11 protein-coding genes are annotated in these 16935 nt (G+C 57.3%); 4 read left to right on the top strand and 7 right to left on the bottom strand.

The genetic code is table 11. The features are described from left to right. Positions 1-25: 25 nt before the first annotated feature. The 4 genes from pheA to purU form a co-directional block, all read right to left on the bottom strand. Positions 26-1123 carry a prephenate dehydratase gene (gene pheA / locus BLV11_RS11260; RefSeq protein WP_091813887.1) on the bottom strand — a complete coding sequence of 366 codons (1098 nt, stop codon included), beginning with the start codon at positions 1121-1123 and terminating at the stop codon, positions 26-28. A gap of 2 nt (positions 1124-1125) precedes the next feature. Continuing rightward, the gene (gene serC / locus BLV11_RS11255; protein WP_091813884.1) at positions 1126-2208 is read right to left on the bottom strand and encodes a 3-phosphoserine/phosphohydroxythreonine transaminase; all 1083 of its coding nucleotides are present in this window, start codon (positions 2206-2208) and stop codon (positions 1126-1128) included. A gap of 79 nt (positions 2209-2287) precedes the next feature. Next, positions 2288-4909 (bottom strand): DNA gyrase subunit A, encoded by a 2622-nt coding sequence (gene gyrA, locus BLV11_RS11250; RefSeq protein ID WP_091813881.1) that lies wholly within the window; start codon positions 4907-4909, stop codon positions 2288-2290. 142 nt (positions 4910-5051) lie between these two features. Then, positions 5052-5906 (bottom strand): formyltetrahydrofolate deformylase, encoded by an 855-nt coding sequence (purU, locus tag BLV11_RS11245; RefSeq protein ID WP_091813877.1) that lies wholly within the window; start codon positions 5904-5906, stop codon positions 5052-5054. A gap of 290 nt (positions 5907-6196) precedes the next feature. On the opposite strand from purU, the gene ggt reads away from it, so the two are divergent. Next, on the top strand, positions 6197-7903 hold the full coding sequence (gene ggt, locus BLV11_RS11240; protein WP_245726010.1) for a gamma-glutamyltransferase: 1707 nt from the start codon (positions 6197-6199) through the stop codon (positions 7901-7903). Positions 7904-7925: 22 nt separating this feature from the next. On the opposite strand, the gene BLV11_RS11235 is transcribed toward ggt, so the two are convergent. Next, positions 7926-11045 (bottom strand): EAL domain-containing protein, encoded by a 3120-nt coding sequence (locus BLV11_RS11235; RefSeq protein ID WP_091813871.1) that lies wholly within the window; start codon positions 11043-11045, stop codon positions 7926-7928. 238 nt (positions 11046-11283) lie between these two features. Next, complete coding sequence (locus tag BLV11_RS11230; protein ID WP_091813868.1) at positions 11284-11616, bottom strand: DMT family transporter; 333 nt, start codon at positions 11614-11616, stop codon at positions 11284-11286. Positions 11617-11809: 193 nt separating this feature from the next. Between BLV11_RS11230 and BLV11_RS11225 the strand changes: the two genes are divergently transcribed. The 3 genes from BLV11_RS11225 to pyk all read left to right on the top strand — a co-directional run bounded on the left by BLV11_RS11225 (position 11810) and on the right by pyk (position 16219). Next, positions 11810-13489, top strand: coding sequence for an AMP-binding protein (locus BLV11_RS11225; RefSeq protein WP_091813865.1), 1680 nt, complete (start codon positions 11810-11812; stop codon positions 13487-13489). Between the two features lie 187 nt (positions 13490-13676). After that, positions 13677-14681: a type I glyceraldehyde-3-phosphate dehydrogenase gene (gap, locus tag BLV11_RS11220; protein WP_091813862.1), complete on the top strand. Its 1005-nt coding sequence runs from the start codon at positions 13677-13679 to the stop codon at positions 14679-14681. 89 nt (positions 14682-14770) lie between these two features. Beyond that, positions 14771-16219 carry a pyruvate kinase gene (gene pyk / locus BLV11_RS11215; protein WP_091813859.1) on the top strand — a complete coding sequence of 483 codons (1449 nt, stop codon included), beginning with the start codon at positions 14771-14773 and terminating at the stop codon, positions 16217-16219. Positions 16220-16266: 47 nt separating this feature from the next. On the opposite strand, the gene BLV11_RS11210 is transcribed toward pyk, so the two are convergent. Next, positions 16267-16920, bottom strand: coding sequence for a bifunctional 4-hydroxy-2-oxoglutarate aldolase/2-dehydro-3-deoxy-phosphogluconate aldolase (locus BLV11_RS11210; RefSeq protein ID WP_091813857.1), 654 nt, complete (start codon positions 16918-16920; stop codon positions 16267-16269). Positions 16921-16935 lie beyond the last annotated feature (15 nt).

Here is a 16935-nt window from a genome sequence, read left to right as displayed (position 1 = left end):
TCTGATCCGACCCGCTGAATGCTGACTAGAGTACACCGACGGGATAGGAGCCCAGGCGCTTGAGTTCAACCGCTTCTTCATCGATTTCCGCCAACACCTTGGCCACCTTCGGCTCTTCCATGTGTCCCTCAAAATCGATGTAGAAGACATAGGCCCAGGTACCGCTCGGCGACGGTCTGGTTTCGATCCGGGTCAGACTGATGCCATCGCGATGGAACGGCTCCAGCAACTGGTAAAGCGCGCCAGGCTTGTTGCGCATGGACACCAGAATCGAGGACTTGTCGTTACCGCTGGGCCCGACACTTTCCCGGCCAATAATCAGGAATCGAGTGGTGTTATCCGGACGATCTTCGATGTTTCCGGCTAGCTTCTCAAGGCCGTAAAGTTCCGCCGCCATATCACCTGCAATCGCTGCGGTACCGGGTTCCTCAGCTGCACGACGGGCCGCCTCGGCATTACTGCTTACCGGCACCCGTTCAATACCAAAGCGGTTGGCATCAAGCCACTGCCGGCACTGAGCCAGAGATTGCTGATGGGAATAGATCCGGTGAATCTCGCCTTCGCGGGTTTCCGCCGACGCCAACAGGTGGTGATGGATACGCAACTGCACTTCGCCACAGATCTTCAGCGGCGAGGACATAAACATGTCGAGGGTGTGGTTAATCATGCCCTCAGTGGAGTTTTCCACCGGCACAACACCATAGTGGGCTGAGCCCGATTCCACTTCCCGGAACACGGCATCTATGGCGGCCAGGGGAACGCTGACCACCGAGTGACCAAAATGCTTGAGCGCAGCTGCCTGGGTAAAGGTACCCGCCGGCCCCAGAAACGCGATATGCATCGGCTTTTCCAGTGCCAGACACGCCGACATGATTTCCCGGAACAGGCGCGCCATTTCCTCTCCGGACAAAGGCCCCGGGTTCTGTTCCTTGATCCGACGCAGCACCTGGGCTTCCCGCTCCGGGCGATAGAAGAACACGTCCGCGCCCGGATTGTAGGTCATCTTGACCTCGGCAACTTCCTGGGCGCAGCGGGCCCGGGCGCTGATCAGATCCATAATCTGCTGGTCAATTCCGTCGATACGGTCTCTCAGTTCACCAAGCTTGGTCTGCTCATCACTCATGATCAGCCACGCTCCTCCGCAAAGTTCGCCATGTAATCAATCAGTGCATCCACACCCGCTTCCGGCAGAGCGTTATAAATGCTTGCACGCATGCCCCCCACCGAGCGGTGCCCCTTCAGGTTGAGCAATCCGCGCTCGTCGGCACCCTTCAGGAAAGCGCCATTCAGTGCATCATCAGCCAGGGTGAACGGTACATTCATCCACGAGCGGCAACGTGCTTCAATGGGGTTGGCGTAAAAGTCGCACCGGTCGATGAAGTCATAGAGCTTGCGCGCCTTACGCTCGTTCAGCTGGCCCATGCCCTCGACGCCACCTTGCGTCTTGAGCCACTGGAACACCAGTCCGGCGAGATACCAGGAATAGGTCGCCGGCGTGTTGTACATGGAGCCGTTATCGGCAATCACCTGGTAGTTCATCATAGTCGGCGTGATATCCCGGGCCTTGCCCAGCAAATCCTTGCGCACCACGACAACCACCAGACCGGAGGGACCAATATTTTTCTGGGCACCGGCGTAGATCAGACCAAATCTGGACACGTCCAGTGGCCGCGAAAGGATGCTGGAGGAGAAATCAGCCACCAGCGGGACATCCCCGGTCTCGGGAATGAAATCAAACTCTACACCACCAATAGTCTCGTTCGGGGTGTAATGCAGGTAGGCTGCATCAGCACGAGTGTTCCAGGTGCTCTGGTCCGGAATAGAGGTGAAATTGCTGTCGGCGCCGCTGGCGACAACGTTGACTTCGCCGTAGCGACTGGCTTCCGCAATTGCCTTCTTTGACCAGATACCGGTATTGACGTAGTCGGCACCGGCCTTTTCACCCAGCAGGTTGAGCGGAATCGTGGCGAACTGACTGCTGGCGCCACCCTGCATGAACAGCACGGCATAATCATCGGACACACCCGCCAGGTCACGGAAATCCCGCTCGGCGGTTTCAGCAATCTCGACAAACTCGTCACTGCGATGGCTCATCTCCATCACCGACATGCCGCTGCCACGCCAGTCCAGCATTTCTTCCCGTGCCTGCTTCAACACTGCTTCCGGCAGAGTGGCCGGTCCCGCGCAAAAGTTGTATGCCCTGCTCATGCTCTTGAGATCTCTCACCTTTCAAATAGTAAGCCCGGCCCGGCGTACCTGGGCACACCGGGCCGGGCTGGAGGTCCAATCAGTCTTCGCTGGACTGCTCGCCAGCGTCAGACCCTGCCTCACCGCTTTCGCCTTCAACGCCTGCATCCAGGTCGACGTCGGTATCTTCATCGGTTTCGGCAATACGCTCAACACCCACCAGACGTTCATCTTCCTGGGACAGCTTGATCAGGCGCACGCCCTGGGTGTTCCGGCTCAGCACCGACACCTCATCCGTGCGGGTACGAACCAGCGTGCCCTTGTCGGTAATCAGCATCATCTCGTCGCCATCGAACAGCTGCAACGCCGTTACCAGGTTACCGTTACGCTCGGAACACTGCATAGCGATAACACCCTGGCTACCCCGGCTGTAGGTGGGGAATTCGTCAATCGTGGTGCGCTTACCATAGCCGTTCTCACTGGCGGTGAGAATTACGCCGTCATCCTGAGGAATGATCAGTGACACCACATGATGGCCTTCCGGCATGCGAATCCCGCGGACACCACGGGCGGTCCGACTCATCGGACGAACCGCTTCCTCATTGAAACGCACAGCCTTGCCCGCTGTTGAGAACAACATCACTTCGGCGTTGCCTTCGGTGATTGCTGCACCAATCAGGGTGTCACCCTCATCCAGGCTCAGCGCAATCAGGCCGCTGCTGCGGGGACGTGCAAAATTCGGCAACGGCGTCTTCTTGACCACACCCTTGGATGTCGCCATCAATACGAAATGGTCTTCGGTGTATTCTGACACCGGCAGGAAGGTGGTAATCCGCTCACCTTCGTCCAGCGGCAGAATGTTGACCATCGGCCGGCCACGGGAAGTTCGGCTTGCCCGTGGAATTTCAAAGACCCGCAGCCAGTAAACCTTGCCCCGGTTCGAGAAGCACAAAATGGTGTCATGGGAGTTGGCCACCAACAGTTTCTCGATGAAATCTTCTTCCTTCATGGTCGTGGCCGCTTTACCACGACCACCCCGGCGCTGGGCCTGATAATCCGTCACCGCCTGGGTCTTGGCGTAACCACCATGGGAGATGGTCACGACCAGATCTTCTTCATCAATCAGATCGGCAATGGTGAGGTCACGGCGGGAACTGGTGATCTCCGTGCGACGCTCGTCACCATACTGCTCAACCACCTCAGCCAGCTCATCACGGATAACCTGCAGCAGACGCTCAGGATTGCCAAGAATATCCAGCAGATCGGCAATTCTCTCCAGAATCTCTTTATATTCATTCTGGAGCTTTTCGGTTTCCAGACCGGTCAGGCGGTGCAGGCGCAGATCAAGGATCGCCTGAGCCTGTTCCGGCGAGAGGTGGTACAGACCATTACGCAGGCCGTAAATCTCGGGCAGATCATCCGGACGACAGGCGTCTTCACCAGCGCGCTCCAGCATGGCCAGCACGTCACCCGGCGCCCAACCACGGTCCATCAGCTTTTCCTTTGCCTCAGCGGCAGAAGGCGACTTCTTGATCAGTTCGATGATCTCGTCAATGTTGGCCAGGGCAACCGTCAGGCCTTCCAGAATGTGGCCTCGCTCACGAGCCTTGCGCAGCTCATAAATGGTGCGGCGGGTAACCACTTCCCGGCGGTGGCGCACAAAGGCGTCCAGCATTTCTTTCAGATTAAGGATCTTCGGCTCACCGTTGATCAGCGCAACCATGTTGATGCCGAACACGGTTTCCAGCTGGGTCTGGGCGAACAGATTATTGATGATAACGTCCGGATTCTCGTTGCGACGCAACTCGATCACAACCCGGATACCTTCCTTGTTCGACTCATCCCGCAGTTCGGAGATGCCTTCGAGTTTCTTTTCCTTGACCAGCTCGGCAATTTTCTCGATCAACCGCGCCTTATTCAGCTGATAAGGCAGTTCGGTGATGATAATGGCGTCACGGCCAGTCTTCTTGTCATGCTCGATTTCGTGGCGGGCACGGATGTAAATGCGGCCACGACCGGTCCGGTAGGCTTCAACGATACCGGCACGGCCATTGATAATGCCTTCCGTCGGGAAGTCTGGCCCGGGGATATGCTCCATCAGCTCATCGATGGTCATATCCGGATTTTCGATCAACGCCAGACAACCATTCACGACTTCAGTCAGGTTGTGGGGAGGAATGTTGGTCGCCATACCCACGGCAATACCAGAAGAACCGTTGACCAGCAGGTTCGGTACCCGGGTGGGCAACACTTCAGGAATCTGCTCAGTGCCATCGTAGTTCGGCACAAAGTCCACGGTTTCCTTATCAAGATCCGCCAGCAGGGAATGGGCGATCTTTTTCATGCGGATTTCGGTGTAACGCATGGCGGCCGCGTTATCGCCGTCGATGGAACCGAAGTTACCCTGACCGTCTACCAGCGGGTAGCGCAGAGAAAATGGCTGGGCCATACGGACAATGGTGTCGTACACCGCTGAGTCACCGTGAGGGTGGTACTTACCGATGACGTCACCCACCACACGGGCAGACTTTTTGTACGGTTTGTTCCAGTCGTTGCCCAGTTCGGACATGGCGAACAGAACTCGCCGGTGTACAGGCTTGAGACCATCGCGAACGTCCGGCAGCGCCCGGCCGACGATAACGCTCATGGCGTAATCGAGGTAGGACTGCTTGAGTTCGTCTTCTATATTTACCGGCAGGATCTCTTTGGCTAACTCACCCATCGAGAAAGGTTCCTTTGCGTTTACTGGAAGTCGTGACGGGAGCCGTCGAATTACCCCGCCCGGACACGCGCCCGGGCCATTCCATCGGCTCTCTAGTTATTCTGCAACAAGCGACCGATACTACCACAAAGCGGACGCTGGCTCAGTCAAAAACCACGGTCTTGTTTTCGTAGGTGATCACCCGATCTTCAATATGGGAACGAAGACCTCGGGATAGCACGTTCTTTTCAACATCCTTGCCCAGGCGAACCATATCTTCGATGGAGTCACTGTGATTGATCCGGATGACGTCCTGCTCAATGATCGGCCCCTGGTCGAGGTCCTGAGTCACATAATGACAGGTTGCCCCGATCAGCTTGACCCCGCGGCTGTAGGCCTGATGATAAGGGCGCGCGCCGGCGAAGGATGGCAGGAAGCTGTGATGTATATTGATGATCTTGCCTTCATAGCGCTCACACACGTCGGGCGGCAGGATCTGCATGTAACGCGCAAGAACCACCACATCGGCCTGATAGGAATCGATCAGCTCGCTGATTTCGGCAAACGCCTGTTCCCGGCTTTCCTTGTTGACCGGAACATGGTGATAAGGAATGTGATGCCATTCCACCATCCGGCGCAGATCTTCGTGATTGGAGATAACCGACACCACCTCAGCGTTGAGCTCCTTGCTGTGCCAGCGATGCAGCAGGTCTGCCACACAGTGGGACTCCTTGCTGCACATCAGGATCACCCGCTTGGGCTGGGCCGAATCGGTTACCTGCCAGCGCATATCAAATTCCCGGGCAATCGGCTCGAAGGCGGCGCGGAACTGGTCCAGACCGAACGGGATAGAACTGGCCTTGATCTCGTGACGCATGAAGAACCACCCGGTCTGGGTGTCTGAGTGATGGCTGGCTTCGGTAATCCAACCATTGTAGGTGGACAGGAAATTACTGACCTTAGCCACAATTCCAACCCGGTCAGGGCAGGAAATCACAAGTCGATAGGTATGCTCCATGAAAGCCGTTCCTTACTAAGCCTGGGATAGCGTATGACTGCGCACGTCACGCCTTGAAAATGACCGGGTATCATAGCCTATCTGCCGCACAGAAACGAAGGCCCATCGGCCATAACGCCAACCGTTGCGGGGATATCGGACTTTTTTTCACCCTGCCGTGGCGGTTCACCACGTCTATACTGGTGGGCAAACATACCTGAGGCCCGGATTCGGGCCAGGCATTGCCGCTTCATCAGACCTCTATCAGGGACGACACCATGACCATCCCCTTGCTCAAACCCGGCCTCCGAATGGCCACCCCACTGCTGATCATAACGCTCTGGCTGCCCCGACTGGCCATCAGTGCAGAGGCAATCCTGGAAGGCGAACGCTTCCATCCTGCGGAGGGGCAATCCGGTATGGTTGCCACCAGCCATACCCTGGCCACCGAGATTGCGCTGAATGTATTGAAGAATGGCGGGAATGCCGTTGATGCAGCGGTCACCGCAGGCTTTGCCCTGGCCGTCACCCAACCACGATCCGGCAATATCGGGGGCGGCGGATTCATGCTCATTGCCCCGGGCGACGACGCCCCGGTCACCGCCATTGACTACCGCGAGACGGCCCCCGCGGCAGCCTCCGAAACCATGTTCCAGGACGGCAACGGCGACGTTGTTCCGGAACGCAGCCGCTTCAGCCACCTGGCAGCCGGAGTTCCCGGAACCGTGGCCGGGCTGGCGATGGCGCTGGAGCATTACGGAACCATCGACCTGCCGACTGCCCTTGCCCCGGCAATCAGGCTGGCCAGCGAAGGCTTCATCGTGCCTGCGCGCTTTACCAACGGCCTGGAAAGTGCAAGGGAGCGCCTGCAGCGCTGGCCGGCATCCATGGCAACCTTCTATAAGGAGGACGGCAGCGCCTATCAACCCGGAGAACGATTCCGTCAGCCACAACTGGCAGCCACCCTCCAGCGAATCGCCGACCAGGGCGTGGCCGGATTCTACGAAGGCGAGACAGCAAGACTGATTGTTGAGGAAATGGAACGCCATGGCGGACTGATCACCCGCGAAGATCTTAAAGCTTATCGCCCGATCCTGCGTCAGCCGGTGCACGGAAATTACCGGGGCTATGACGTCTATTCCATGTCTCCCCCCTCTTCCGGCGGCACTCACATCATTCAGATACTGAACATCCTGGAGGCCTATCCGATCGCTGAGTATGGCCACAACTCAGCCCTCACCATCCACCTGATGGCCGAAGCGATGAAACTGGCCTACGCTGATCGCGCCGAATACCTGGGCGACACCGATTTTGTCGAGGTACCCATGGCCGGCCTGACCGCCAAGCCATATGCGCAATCGTTGAGAGCACAAATCAATCCCGATCAGGCCCGCCCTTCGGCCGACATTCGGCCCGGCACTCCGAACGATTATGAGAGCAACGAAACCACCCATTTCTCCATTGTCGACCGCTGGGGCAACGCAGTTTCAAATACTTACACGATAAACTTCAGCTACGGCTCAGGAATAACGGTCACCGGCGCGGGCTTTTTGCTCAACAATGAGATGGATGATTTCAGCGCCAAACCCGGCGTTGCCAATGCCTATGGGCTGATCGGGGGCTTCGCCAACCGCATTGAGCCCGGCAAGCGCATGCTCAGCTCCATGTCACCCACCATTGTCCGGCGCAACGGCCAAACGGTATTGGTCACGGGGAGCCCGGGCGGCTCGCGGATCATCACCACCACTCTCCAGGTACTGATGAACGTGATCGATCACGGCATGAATATACAGTCTGCGGTCTCGGCACCACGCATACACCACCAGTGGCTGCCCGATGAGATCCGTATCGAGAACGGCATCAGCCCCGACACGGTCAGACTCCTGGAAGCCAGAGGACATAAGGTTGCAGCCCGCAGCGCCATGGGCGCCATCCAGAGCATATACCTTGATGAGGACGGCCGTTTGTTTGGCGCAGCCGACCCCCGGCGAAGTACGTCGTCAGCCATGGGGTACTAGGGCAACCCCATGCGAGCCTCCCCTACTGAAACGGTATCTCTATACGGGAAGCCATGACCAGCTCATAGATTTCAGCGGCCACAACCGGCTTGCAGAACAGGTAGCCCTGACCAAAGTCACAGTTCAGACTCTGCAGGAACAGCAACTGCCCCGGCTCTTCGACACCTTCGGCAATCACCTTCAGCCCCATGCTGTGCGCCATGGAGATGACCGCGCGCACAATGGCAACATTGGTGTCGTGGTCAGGCAGCCCCTTGACGAACCCCTGGTCGATCTTGAGGGTATCCACTGGCAATTGGGAAAGGTGACCGAGGGAGGAGTAGCCTTTACCAAAGTCATCAATGGCAATCTCCGCTCCCATCTCCTGCAACTCCTGCAGCTCGGCAACGGCCTTGCTTCCCGATTGAAGAATGGTTTCGGTCACTTCGAACTCAAAGGCGCTAGCCGGAACAACGCCACCGTAGCGAGCCAGGCTTGTCCGGAAGACCTCAGGCACATTGCCATATATTAGCTGACGTCCCGAAAGGTTAATGGCCAGCTTGATCGGCGGCAGCCCCTGGGACATCCACTCGGCAAACTGGCGGCAGGCCTCCTCAATAACCCAGCTGCCAATCTCATTGATCAGATTGCTTTCCTCAGCGACGGGGATGAAGCCGCCTGGCGCCAGCAGCCCGCGCTCCGGGTGCTGCCACCGGATTAACGCCTCTACGCCGATCACAGAGACTCCGTCAAGGGCCCACTGGGGCTGGTAATGCAGCTCCAGCTCCTGATTGATCAGAGCCTGGCGCAACGCTGCTTCGGTTTCAAACCGGATCACCGCCTGATTGGTCATCTCCGACGTGTAAAATTCGTAAGTGCTGCGCCCTTTCGACTTGGCCCGGTACATGGCGGTATCAGCCGCCCTGGCCAACTCACTGGTGCTAACCGCATCTCTGGGATACAGAGCAATGCCAATGCTCGCAGGAATAACAAATTCCTGCCCCTCCAGCATCACCGGATTCTCCAGGGCGCGACTCAGTGCCTGCGCAATTACGGCAGCATCTTCGGGGGAGGCGATATTTTCTGCCAGAACAGTAAACTCGTCACCACCCAGACGCGCCACCACATCTTCGGAACGCACACAGTCCCGAATGATCTGGGCAACCTTTTGCAGCAACCGGTCTCCCACCTCGTGCCCAAGGGTATCGTTAATCAGCTTGAAACGATCCAGATCAAGGTACAGCAAAGCCAGCGGGTAACCATGGCGCTGGGCACGGTCGATTGCGTGTTCAAGCGCCCCACCAAAGGCCCGGCGATTGAGCAGGCCAGTGAGAGAATCCTCATTGGCCAGCTGAACCAACTTTGATTCGGCCTCTTTCAGGGTACTGATGTCGGAAATGATCGCTATGTAGTTCTCTACCCGGCCTTCCTCGTCACGTACACAGGCAATGTTTTCCCAGGCAGCGTATACCTCGCCATTTTTACGACGATTCCAGATCTCGCCAATCCAGCTACCGGTCTGCTCGAGGGATTGCCAGAGATTACGGTAAAAATCCCGGCCATGGCGACCAGACTGCTGAATACTCGGGTTCTGACCGATCAATTCACTGCGGGTATAGCCACTGATGTCCAGGAAGGCCGGATTGACATCCAGAATACTGCCCTGACTATTGGTGATGATGATGCCTTCGGAGGTATTCAGAAACACCGCCTCCGCGCGCAGCCGCCCTCGCTCGGACTCCTTGCGATCGGACACGTCTCGGAGAAAGCCCTGCCAATAGCCATCGGTCAGAAAGCGCGAACTGACCTCAACCGGAATCTTCCGGCCATCCGGGTTCTCGATGATCACCTCTGAGACATGCCCCACCACCCCATTATCCCGACCCGAACCGCCTCCGTGAAAAGCCCTCTCCAAGCCACCCACCATCTGCCTCATGCTATGGCCGACCAGAGCCTCGCGGGGCTGACCAAACAGATGACAGGCCTGCTGATTCGCTTCGACACAGTTCAGCTCGGCATCCAGCAGCAGGATCGCATCCGGAGCGCCCTCAAGAAGCCCCCGGGCATGCTCTTCGCTTTTCCTGAGCGCATCCAGACCTTCAATCTGTGTAATCCGCAAGCGCGCCACCAGAGCGCAGGCAAGCACACTGACCAGAGCCAGAAGCAGCCCAAGCCCGGAGCTTGCCATGGCAGCCATGCGCCCAAGCAGAAGCCGTTCTGGCTGAATTCGGCTGACCAGAAACCAACGCTCCTCCGGCTCCGACACTGCCTCACGGTCCGGCCCCATGGCTGGAAACGGAGCGATAGCACGATACATAAGCACCCCATCATCGCCCCTGACTTCCCCCGATCCATCCACCTGCATCATGGACCAGACCTCCGGGTTATCGAGTGAAAACCTCTGATCCGCGCCAAGCAGGGACTCCCACCATTGGATGTGGTCACGGCTATACAGCCAGCGCCCCTCGCCATCGAGCAGTAACGGACTCCCCTCCTGACGGGACAGCAACTCCTCGAGCGTGGTCATCATCTGCGTGGCGGAATAGCTAAGGACCAACACACCCTGAACACCCCGCTCGCCCTCGTAAATGGGCGTCGCCAGACGAATCAGCGGGCGAAAGGGCCGTTTGATTGTTCCATCTTCCACGCTCAGGTCCAGCCGGGACACATACACACTTCCCTCGGCGATCTGCATGGCATGACGAACATAAGGATGACTGGCACCCTCCCGCAGAGCCGCTCCATCAAAGGTCACGATACGATCGCCAGAACGGCCAACGCGTATCACCTCATGCCCCTCGGCATTGAAGAAACGAAGCTGCTGGTAATCGGGGGAATACCGAAGACGATTTGCCAGGATGTCCCCCACCACTGGCTGCGATTCTTGCTCCGGATTAGCAGCAAATAGCCGGATGCGTTCGTCGTGACTCAGAGTCAGAAGGTCGTTGGAGAGCGCTCTCATTTCCCGGTCGATAAGCACCCGGGAATGATCCAGATAACTGCGTTCGTCGGCCATCAGGTGGGAGAGTTGATTGCTGGCACTCAGGTACAACACCAGCAAGCCAACGGTCATGGCAATCAGCAGATTAACGGCAAAGACAAGAAGGAAGCGGTAGCGTCTGGAGGAGTGCCTGTACAAAGCCGACGTCAAGCGTCCGATCATTGGATGTACCTCACTTAAGCACCCTTTTCAGTTTTAAGACCAGACGTGCACAGTGGGTGAAACCCGTTCGGCAACTGACCCAGATCAGCACCCTATTCCGACGTTAGCGTGAATCTGATCGAAGAATGAACCTCAAAAGCAACTTTCCTTGAGCCAGATCAATTAATGCATCAAAACAGGAGTCCAGAACGCTGGTCCGTGAGATCGCCCACAAAGCCGTACAGGGTCACCGCCACGTTCAATGTGAGACCGAGCCCGAGAACAGGTTGATCACAATTACCCCGGCAACAATGAGCGCCATACCAGCCAGCGCCGGCAAATCAAGACGCTGCCCAAGGAAAAGCCAGGCCAGAAACGTGACCGCAACAACACCCACCCCTGACCATATCGCATAAGCAACGCCAACAGGAATGTGCTTTAAGGCCAGGGCCAGGCAGTAGAACGCAACACCATACCCCAGAACCACCACCAGCGACGGCAGCACACGACTGAACCCGTCACTGGGTTTTAGAGCCGTCGTTGCAATAACCTCTGCCACAATAGCGATAACCAGATAGCCCCAATACGTCATTCCACTCTCTCCAGCAACGGCGCAGTCCGCCTCATCCATTTCCCCAGATCACAGTCTCGCGGTATCAACCACAAGCCGCTATGATAAGCCAGACGGTCCGGAAGAATGGGGACTTCCCCAAATAAAAACAATCCTGTAGGGCCCAAGTCAGAAAAAGTCCAACTACAATAAACAAGAACAAAGGAGCACACCGATGAATGCGGTGACCAGCCCAACCACGTCCCTGGATTGCCTGGAATACTGGGCAAACACAACGCCTGACAAGGTGTACCTTACTCAACCGTTTCCCGACGGAAGCACCATCGACATTACCTGGAAGCAGGTCGCCGACCAGGTCGCCCGTATGGCCGCCCACCTCAGGTCACTGAACCTCCCGGCGCAAAGCAACATCGCACTGCTGGGCAAAAACAGCGCCCACTGGATTCTTGCCGATCTCGCCATCTGGGCAGCGGGCCATGTTTCCGTGCCCATGTATCCGACACTGAACGGCGATACGGCTGCTTATATCCTCGAGCACAGCGACGCAAAACTGATGTTCCTGGGTAAGATGGATGGCAAAGTCGATAGCTGGAACGACGTCAAAAATGTCATTCCCGACGACCTGCCCATCATTTCACTGCCCATGTCGCCAAGAAATGACACTCCGGCATGGGACGGGATTATCGCCTCTACCGCTCCGGAGCCTCTTCATTACCCGCAACCCGACGACCTGGCCACCATCGTCTACACGTCGGGCAGTACCGGGCGCCCCAAAGGTGTGATGCATGATTTTAAGTCGATCCTGTCGGTAGCCAGCGGGCTTAAACAACTGTTCCCCGTTACCAACGAGGACCGGATGCTGTCCTATCTGCCCCTCGCTCATGTGGCTGAACGAGCGGCGGTTGAAACCCTGTCACTGTTTTTCGGGGTGCACCTTTACTTTGCCAACTCACTGGACACCTTCCAGGAAGACCTGCAAAGGGCCAGACCTACCCTTTTCTTCTCTGTGCCACGGCTGTGGACCAAATTTTATCTTGCCATCAATGACAAACTGCCGCCGAAAAAACAGAAGCTGCTGTTCAATATCCCGATCATCAACCGTGTTGTGAAGAAAAAAGTATTGACCCAGCTTGGCCTCCAACACTGCCGAGCGGCGCTTACTGGAGCCGCCCCCCTGCCGCCAGAGATCATCGCCTGGTATCGCGGGCTTGGCCTGGAATTGCTGGAGGTTTACGGCATGTCAGAGAATTTTGGCTACTCCCACGCCAACCCACCGGGTAAGGCCAGAGTCGGTACCGTAGGCGTGCCCAACCCGGGTGTCGAGCAGCGTATCGGTGACGGCGGCGAAGTGCTGGTTCGCAGTCCCGGGCAAATGACTGGATACTTCAAGAATCCGGAGAAAACCCGGGAAGACCTCACCGACGATGGCTTCCTGAAAACCGGCGACATGGGCGAAGTCGATGCCGACGGTTACCTGCGTATCACCGGACGCGTGAAGGACCTGTTCAAAACGTCCAAAGGAAAATACGTGGTACCCGTTCCGATTGAAAACCGCTTCAACCACCCAAAACTGGAAGTCGTTTGTATTGCTGGCGCAAACCAGCCACAGCCCTGCGCCCTGCTCCTGCTCTCGGATGAGGCTCGTGAAGAAATGCGTTCACCCGAAGCCCGGGCCCTTCTCGAAAAGGAACTGGCTGAAGTGCTCAAGGAAGTGAACGCCAGCAGTGAACCTCATGAAAGCCTGGCGTTCGCGGTCGTCGTCAAAGACCCCTGGACCATGGAAAATGGCATGCTGACCCCCACCATGAAGATCAAACGAAACGTCATTGAAAACCACTACACCGATCGCATGGACAACTGGTACGCGGAACGCAAGCCCATTGTCTGGGAATAACTCCGGCCCTTCCCCAAAGACCCGGTCATTGCCGGGTCTTTTTTATAGCCCTCTGTTAACGTAAGTTTACGCCCTTATTCGCCTTCCAAGCCCTTAGTATCACTTACAGCCCCGAATAATATTGATACAATTACTACATCCTCCTAAATTTAACGGAGCCCCGGTAGCGGGCAACTGGAGAGATGCCATGACCATTCGCGTAGCCATCAACGGATTCGGGCGCATTGGTCGCAATGTTCTGCGAGCGCTGTACGAATGCAACTATCGCGACCAGATCCGGGTGATTGCCATCAATGACCTGGGAAGTGCCGAAAGCAACGCCCACCTGCTGAAATACGACAGTATTCACGGCCGGTTTCCGGGTGTGATCCACCACAATGCCGAATCTCTGACCGTCAATGGCGATCACATTGCCGTCACCTCTATTCCTGACCCTGCTCATCTGCCATGGCAGAGTTATCATATCGATGTCGTTCTCGAGTGCACCGGAAGATTCTCCAACCGGGAACAAGCGGAACAACACCTGTTGGCAGGTGCCCGCAAGGTACTGATATCGGCGCCATCGTCAGATCCGGACGCCATGGTGGTCTTCGGAGTCAACCACGAGATTCTCCGCGCCGAACACCGGATCATCTCCTGCGCCTCCTGCACCACCAATTGCTTGGCGCCAGTAGCAAAGGCCCTGAATGACGCGATCGGTATCGAAAGCGGCCTGATGACCACCATCCACGCCTACACCCATGATCAACCGGTCACTGATGCCTGGGGCGGCGATCTGTTCCGGTCACGAGCCGCCACCCAATCCATGATTCCTACCCGAACCGGCGCTGCCAGCGCCATAGGCCAGATTATTCCGGAACTGGACGGGCGACTGGATGGCCTGGCCGTTCGGGTACCGACCATCAATGTCTCGCTGGTGGATTTCGGATTCATCGCCCATCGGGACACCAGCGTCGGAGAAGTGAACGACGTGATGACCGCAGCCGCCGCCAACAACCCCGTCCTGGCGTGCAACAGCGAAAAACTGGTCAGTATTGACTTCAACCACAACTCACTCTCAAGCGTATTCGACACCAATCATACCCGGGTGATCGGCCGTCACGTCAAAGTCATGGCCTGGTACGACAATGAGTGGGGGTTTTCTAACCGCCTGCTGGATAACACCCTTGCCGCCATGCGGGCAAAACATTGACCCCAAACACCGAACAAAGCTCCGTAGGCAGGCCCCGCGCCTGCTTACTCTGATTAACACAACCGTCATAACCAGAAGGACAACAGCCCATGCTGAGGCGCACCAAGATTGTCGCCACTCTCGGACCATCTACCGACTCTCCCGAGTCTCTTTCTTCCATTCTCAAGGCGGGCGTCAACGTCACCCGCCTGAATTTCTCCCATGGCAGTGCAGAAGACCATATCGAACGGGCTCGGCGGGTACGTGAAGCTTCCGCAGCACTGGGTCAGCACACCGCCATTCTGGCGGACCTTCAAGGGCCCAAATTGCGCGTTGCCCGCTTCCGCGACAACAAGATCACCCTCAAGGCCGGCCAGGCCTTTGTGCTTGATGCCAACATGGACAAGGAAGCGGGCGATGAACAGGGCGTCGGGATCGATTATGAACAACTGATTCAGGACGTTACCCCAGGCGACATCCTGGTTCTGGATGACGGTCGCATCGAAATGCGGGTGGAATCTGTTGACGACCACAGCATCACCTCGACCGTCCTGATCGGTGGTCCGCTGTCCAACAACAAGGGCCTCAACAAGCGCGGCGGCGGCCTCTCGGCCGACGCCCTCACGGATAAAGACAAGACCGACATCAAAACCGCCGCGGCCCTTGAAGCTGACTATGTCGCCGTCTCATTTGTACGTACCGCCGAAGATCTCCATATCGCTCGTAAACTGCTGCGTGAAGCGGGCTCAGAGGCCGGGTTGGTTGCCAAGATCGAACGCGCTGAGCTTGCTCACGACGAAGCGGCGCTGGATGAAGTCATCCGCGCGTCTGATGCGGTCATGGTGGCCAGAGGGGATCTCGCGGTGGAGATCGGCGATGCTGAGTTGGTAGGGGTGCAGAAACACATTATTGCCCGCGCCCGTGCCCTCAATAAGGTGGTTATCACGGCAACCCAGATGATGGAGTCGATGATCGAGAACCCAATGCCCACCCGGGCGGAAGTCTCGGATGTTGCCAATGCCGTGCTGGATCATACCGATGCGGTCATGCTTTCCGCAGAAACCGCCGTTGGCGATTACCCGACTGAAGCCGTCGAAGCCATGGTGCGAATCTGCCTTGGCGCGGAAAAACACCCGTCAATGAAGCAGTCAAAACACCGGCTCAACGAAACCATGGAGCAGGTCGATGAGGCCATCGCACTGTCTGCCATGTACGCAGCCAATCACCTCTCCGGGATTACTGCGTTGATCTGCCTTACTGAAACCGGGGCAACGCCCCTGCTGATGTCGCGCATCAAGTCCGGGCTGCCGATTTTCGCGTTCTCCCGTCACGACACAACACAGCGCCGGGTCGCCCTTTACCGCGGCGTCGAAACCGTGCCTTTCGACACCCAGGAAGTGCCCAACGACCAGATCAATGCCCGGGCGGTTGCCGAATTGCAACGCCTGGGCATCGTCAAGAACGGAGACCTGGTACTCATCACCAAAGGCGACTATGCCAATGCTCAGGGGGGAACCAACACCCTGAAAATTGCCAAGGTCGGCGATTCTATCCGCTAGCCTGACCGTCAGGCCGCCGTAGTCGCGTATCGTTAACGTGGCTACGGTCAGCTTGCCAGCTCAGCCAGGCTGTCCCTGGCGATCCTGGAAATACGCTGCCAGTCACCCTCGCGCACCGCATCGCTGGGCGCCAGCCAGGTTCCTCCCACAGCCATGACGTTAGCCAGGGCCAGGTAGTCCCGCGCCGTCTCCCTGCGAATACCGCCCGTCGGGCAGAACTGAACCTCAGGGAAAGGTCCGCCCAGTGCCTTCAGGGCGGGAATACCGCCGGCGACTTCTGCGGGAAAAAACTTGAAGTCCCGATACCCCATGGCATAACCGAGCATCAATTCAGACGCTGTCGCAATGCCTGGGACCAACGGTACATCAGAGGTCAAGCCATGCTCCAGAATGGCGCTGGTCACTCCGGGCGTCACCACGAACTGGGCTCCTGCCCGCTCAACCGCGCGATACTGATGAATATCGGTGACCGTGCCCGCACCGATCCATGCTTCTGGCAGGGCTGCCCGTAACTGGGCGATCGCCGGTAGCCCGTATTCAGTGCGAAGGGTAATTTCCAGAACGCGGATGCCGCCAGCAACCAGCGCCTTGCACAGCGGATAGGCCTGATCCGGATGCTCGACGGTAATCACCGGAATCAACGGACAGACACTCATCAAGCTGTGGATTCGACTACGATAGACATCGGATAACTGAGACATAAAGATCTCCGGTTA

This window comes from Marinobacter mobilis (genome assembly GCF_900106945.1).
Lineage (GTDB): Bacteria > Pseudomonadota > Gammaproteobacteria > Pseudomonadales > Oleiphilaceae > Marinobacter > Marinobacter mobilis.
Note: the sequence above shows the minus strand (reverse complement) of the source record. Positions and strands in the feature narration are given on the sequence as shown.

What these genes read in the sequence shown, in the direction of transcription:
- pheA (WP_091813887.1), bottom strand. Translation starts at nt 1,123, where the DNA reads ATGAGTGATGAGCAGACCAAGCTTGGTGAACTGAGAGACCGTATCGAC.
- serC (WP_091813884.1), bottom strand. Translation starts at nt 2,208, where the DNA reads ATGAGCAGGGCATACAACTTTTGCGCGGGACCGGCCACTCTGCCGGAA.
- gyrA (WP_091813881.1), bottom strand. Translation starts at nt 4,909, where the DNA reads ATGGGTGAGTTAGCCAAAGAGATCCTGCCGGTAAATATAGAAGACGAA.
- purU (WP_091813877.1), bottom strand. Translation starts at nt 5,906, where the DNA reads ATGGAGCATACCTATCGACTTGTGATTTCCTGCCCTGACCGGGTTGGA.
- ggt (WP_245726010.1), top strand. Translation starts at nt 6,197, where the DNA reads ATGGCCACCCCACTGCTGATCATAACGCTCTGGCTGCCCCGACTGGCC.
- BLV11_RS11235 (WP_091813871.1), bottom strand. Translation starts at nt 11,045, where the DNA reads ATGATCGGACGCTTGACGTCGGCTTTGTACAGGCACTCCTCCAGACGC.
- BLV11_RS11230 (WP_091813868.1), bottom strand. Translation starts at nt 11,616, where the DNA reads ATGACGTATTGGGGCTATCTGGTTATCGCTATTGTGGCAGAGGTTATT.
- BLV11_RS11225 (WP_091813865.1), top strand. Translation starts at nt 11,810, where the DNA reads ATGAATGCGGTGACCAGCCCAACCACGTCCCTGGATTGCCTGGAATAC.
- gap (WP_091813862.1), top strand. Translation starts at nt 13,677, where the DNA reads ATGACCATTCGCGTAGCCATCAACGGATTCGGGCGCATTGGTCGCAAT.
- pyk (WP_091813859.1), top strand. Translation starts at nt 14,771, where the DNA reads ATGCTGAGGCGCACCAAGATTGTCGCCACTCTCGGACCATCTACCGAC.
- BLV11_RS11210 (WP_091813857.1), bottom strand. Translation starts at nt 16,920, where the DNA reads ATGTCTCAGTTATCCGATGTCTATCGTAGTCGAATCCACAGCTTGATG.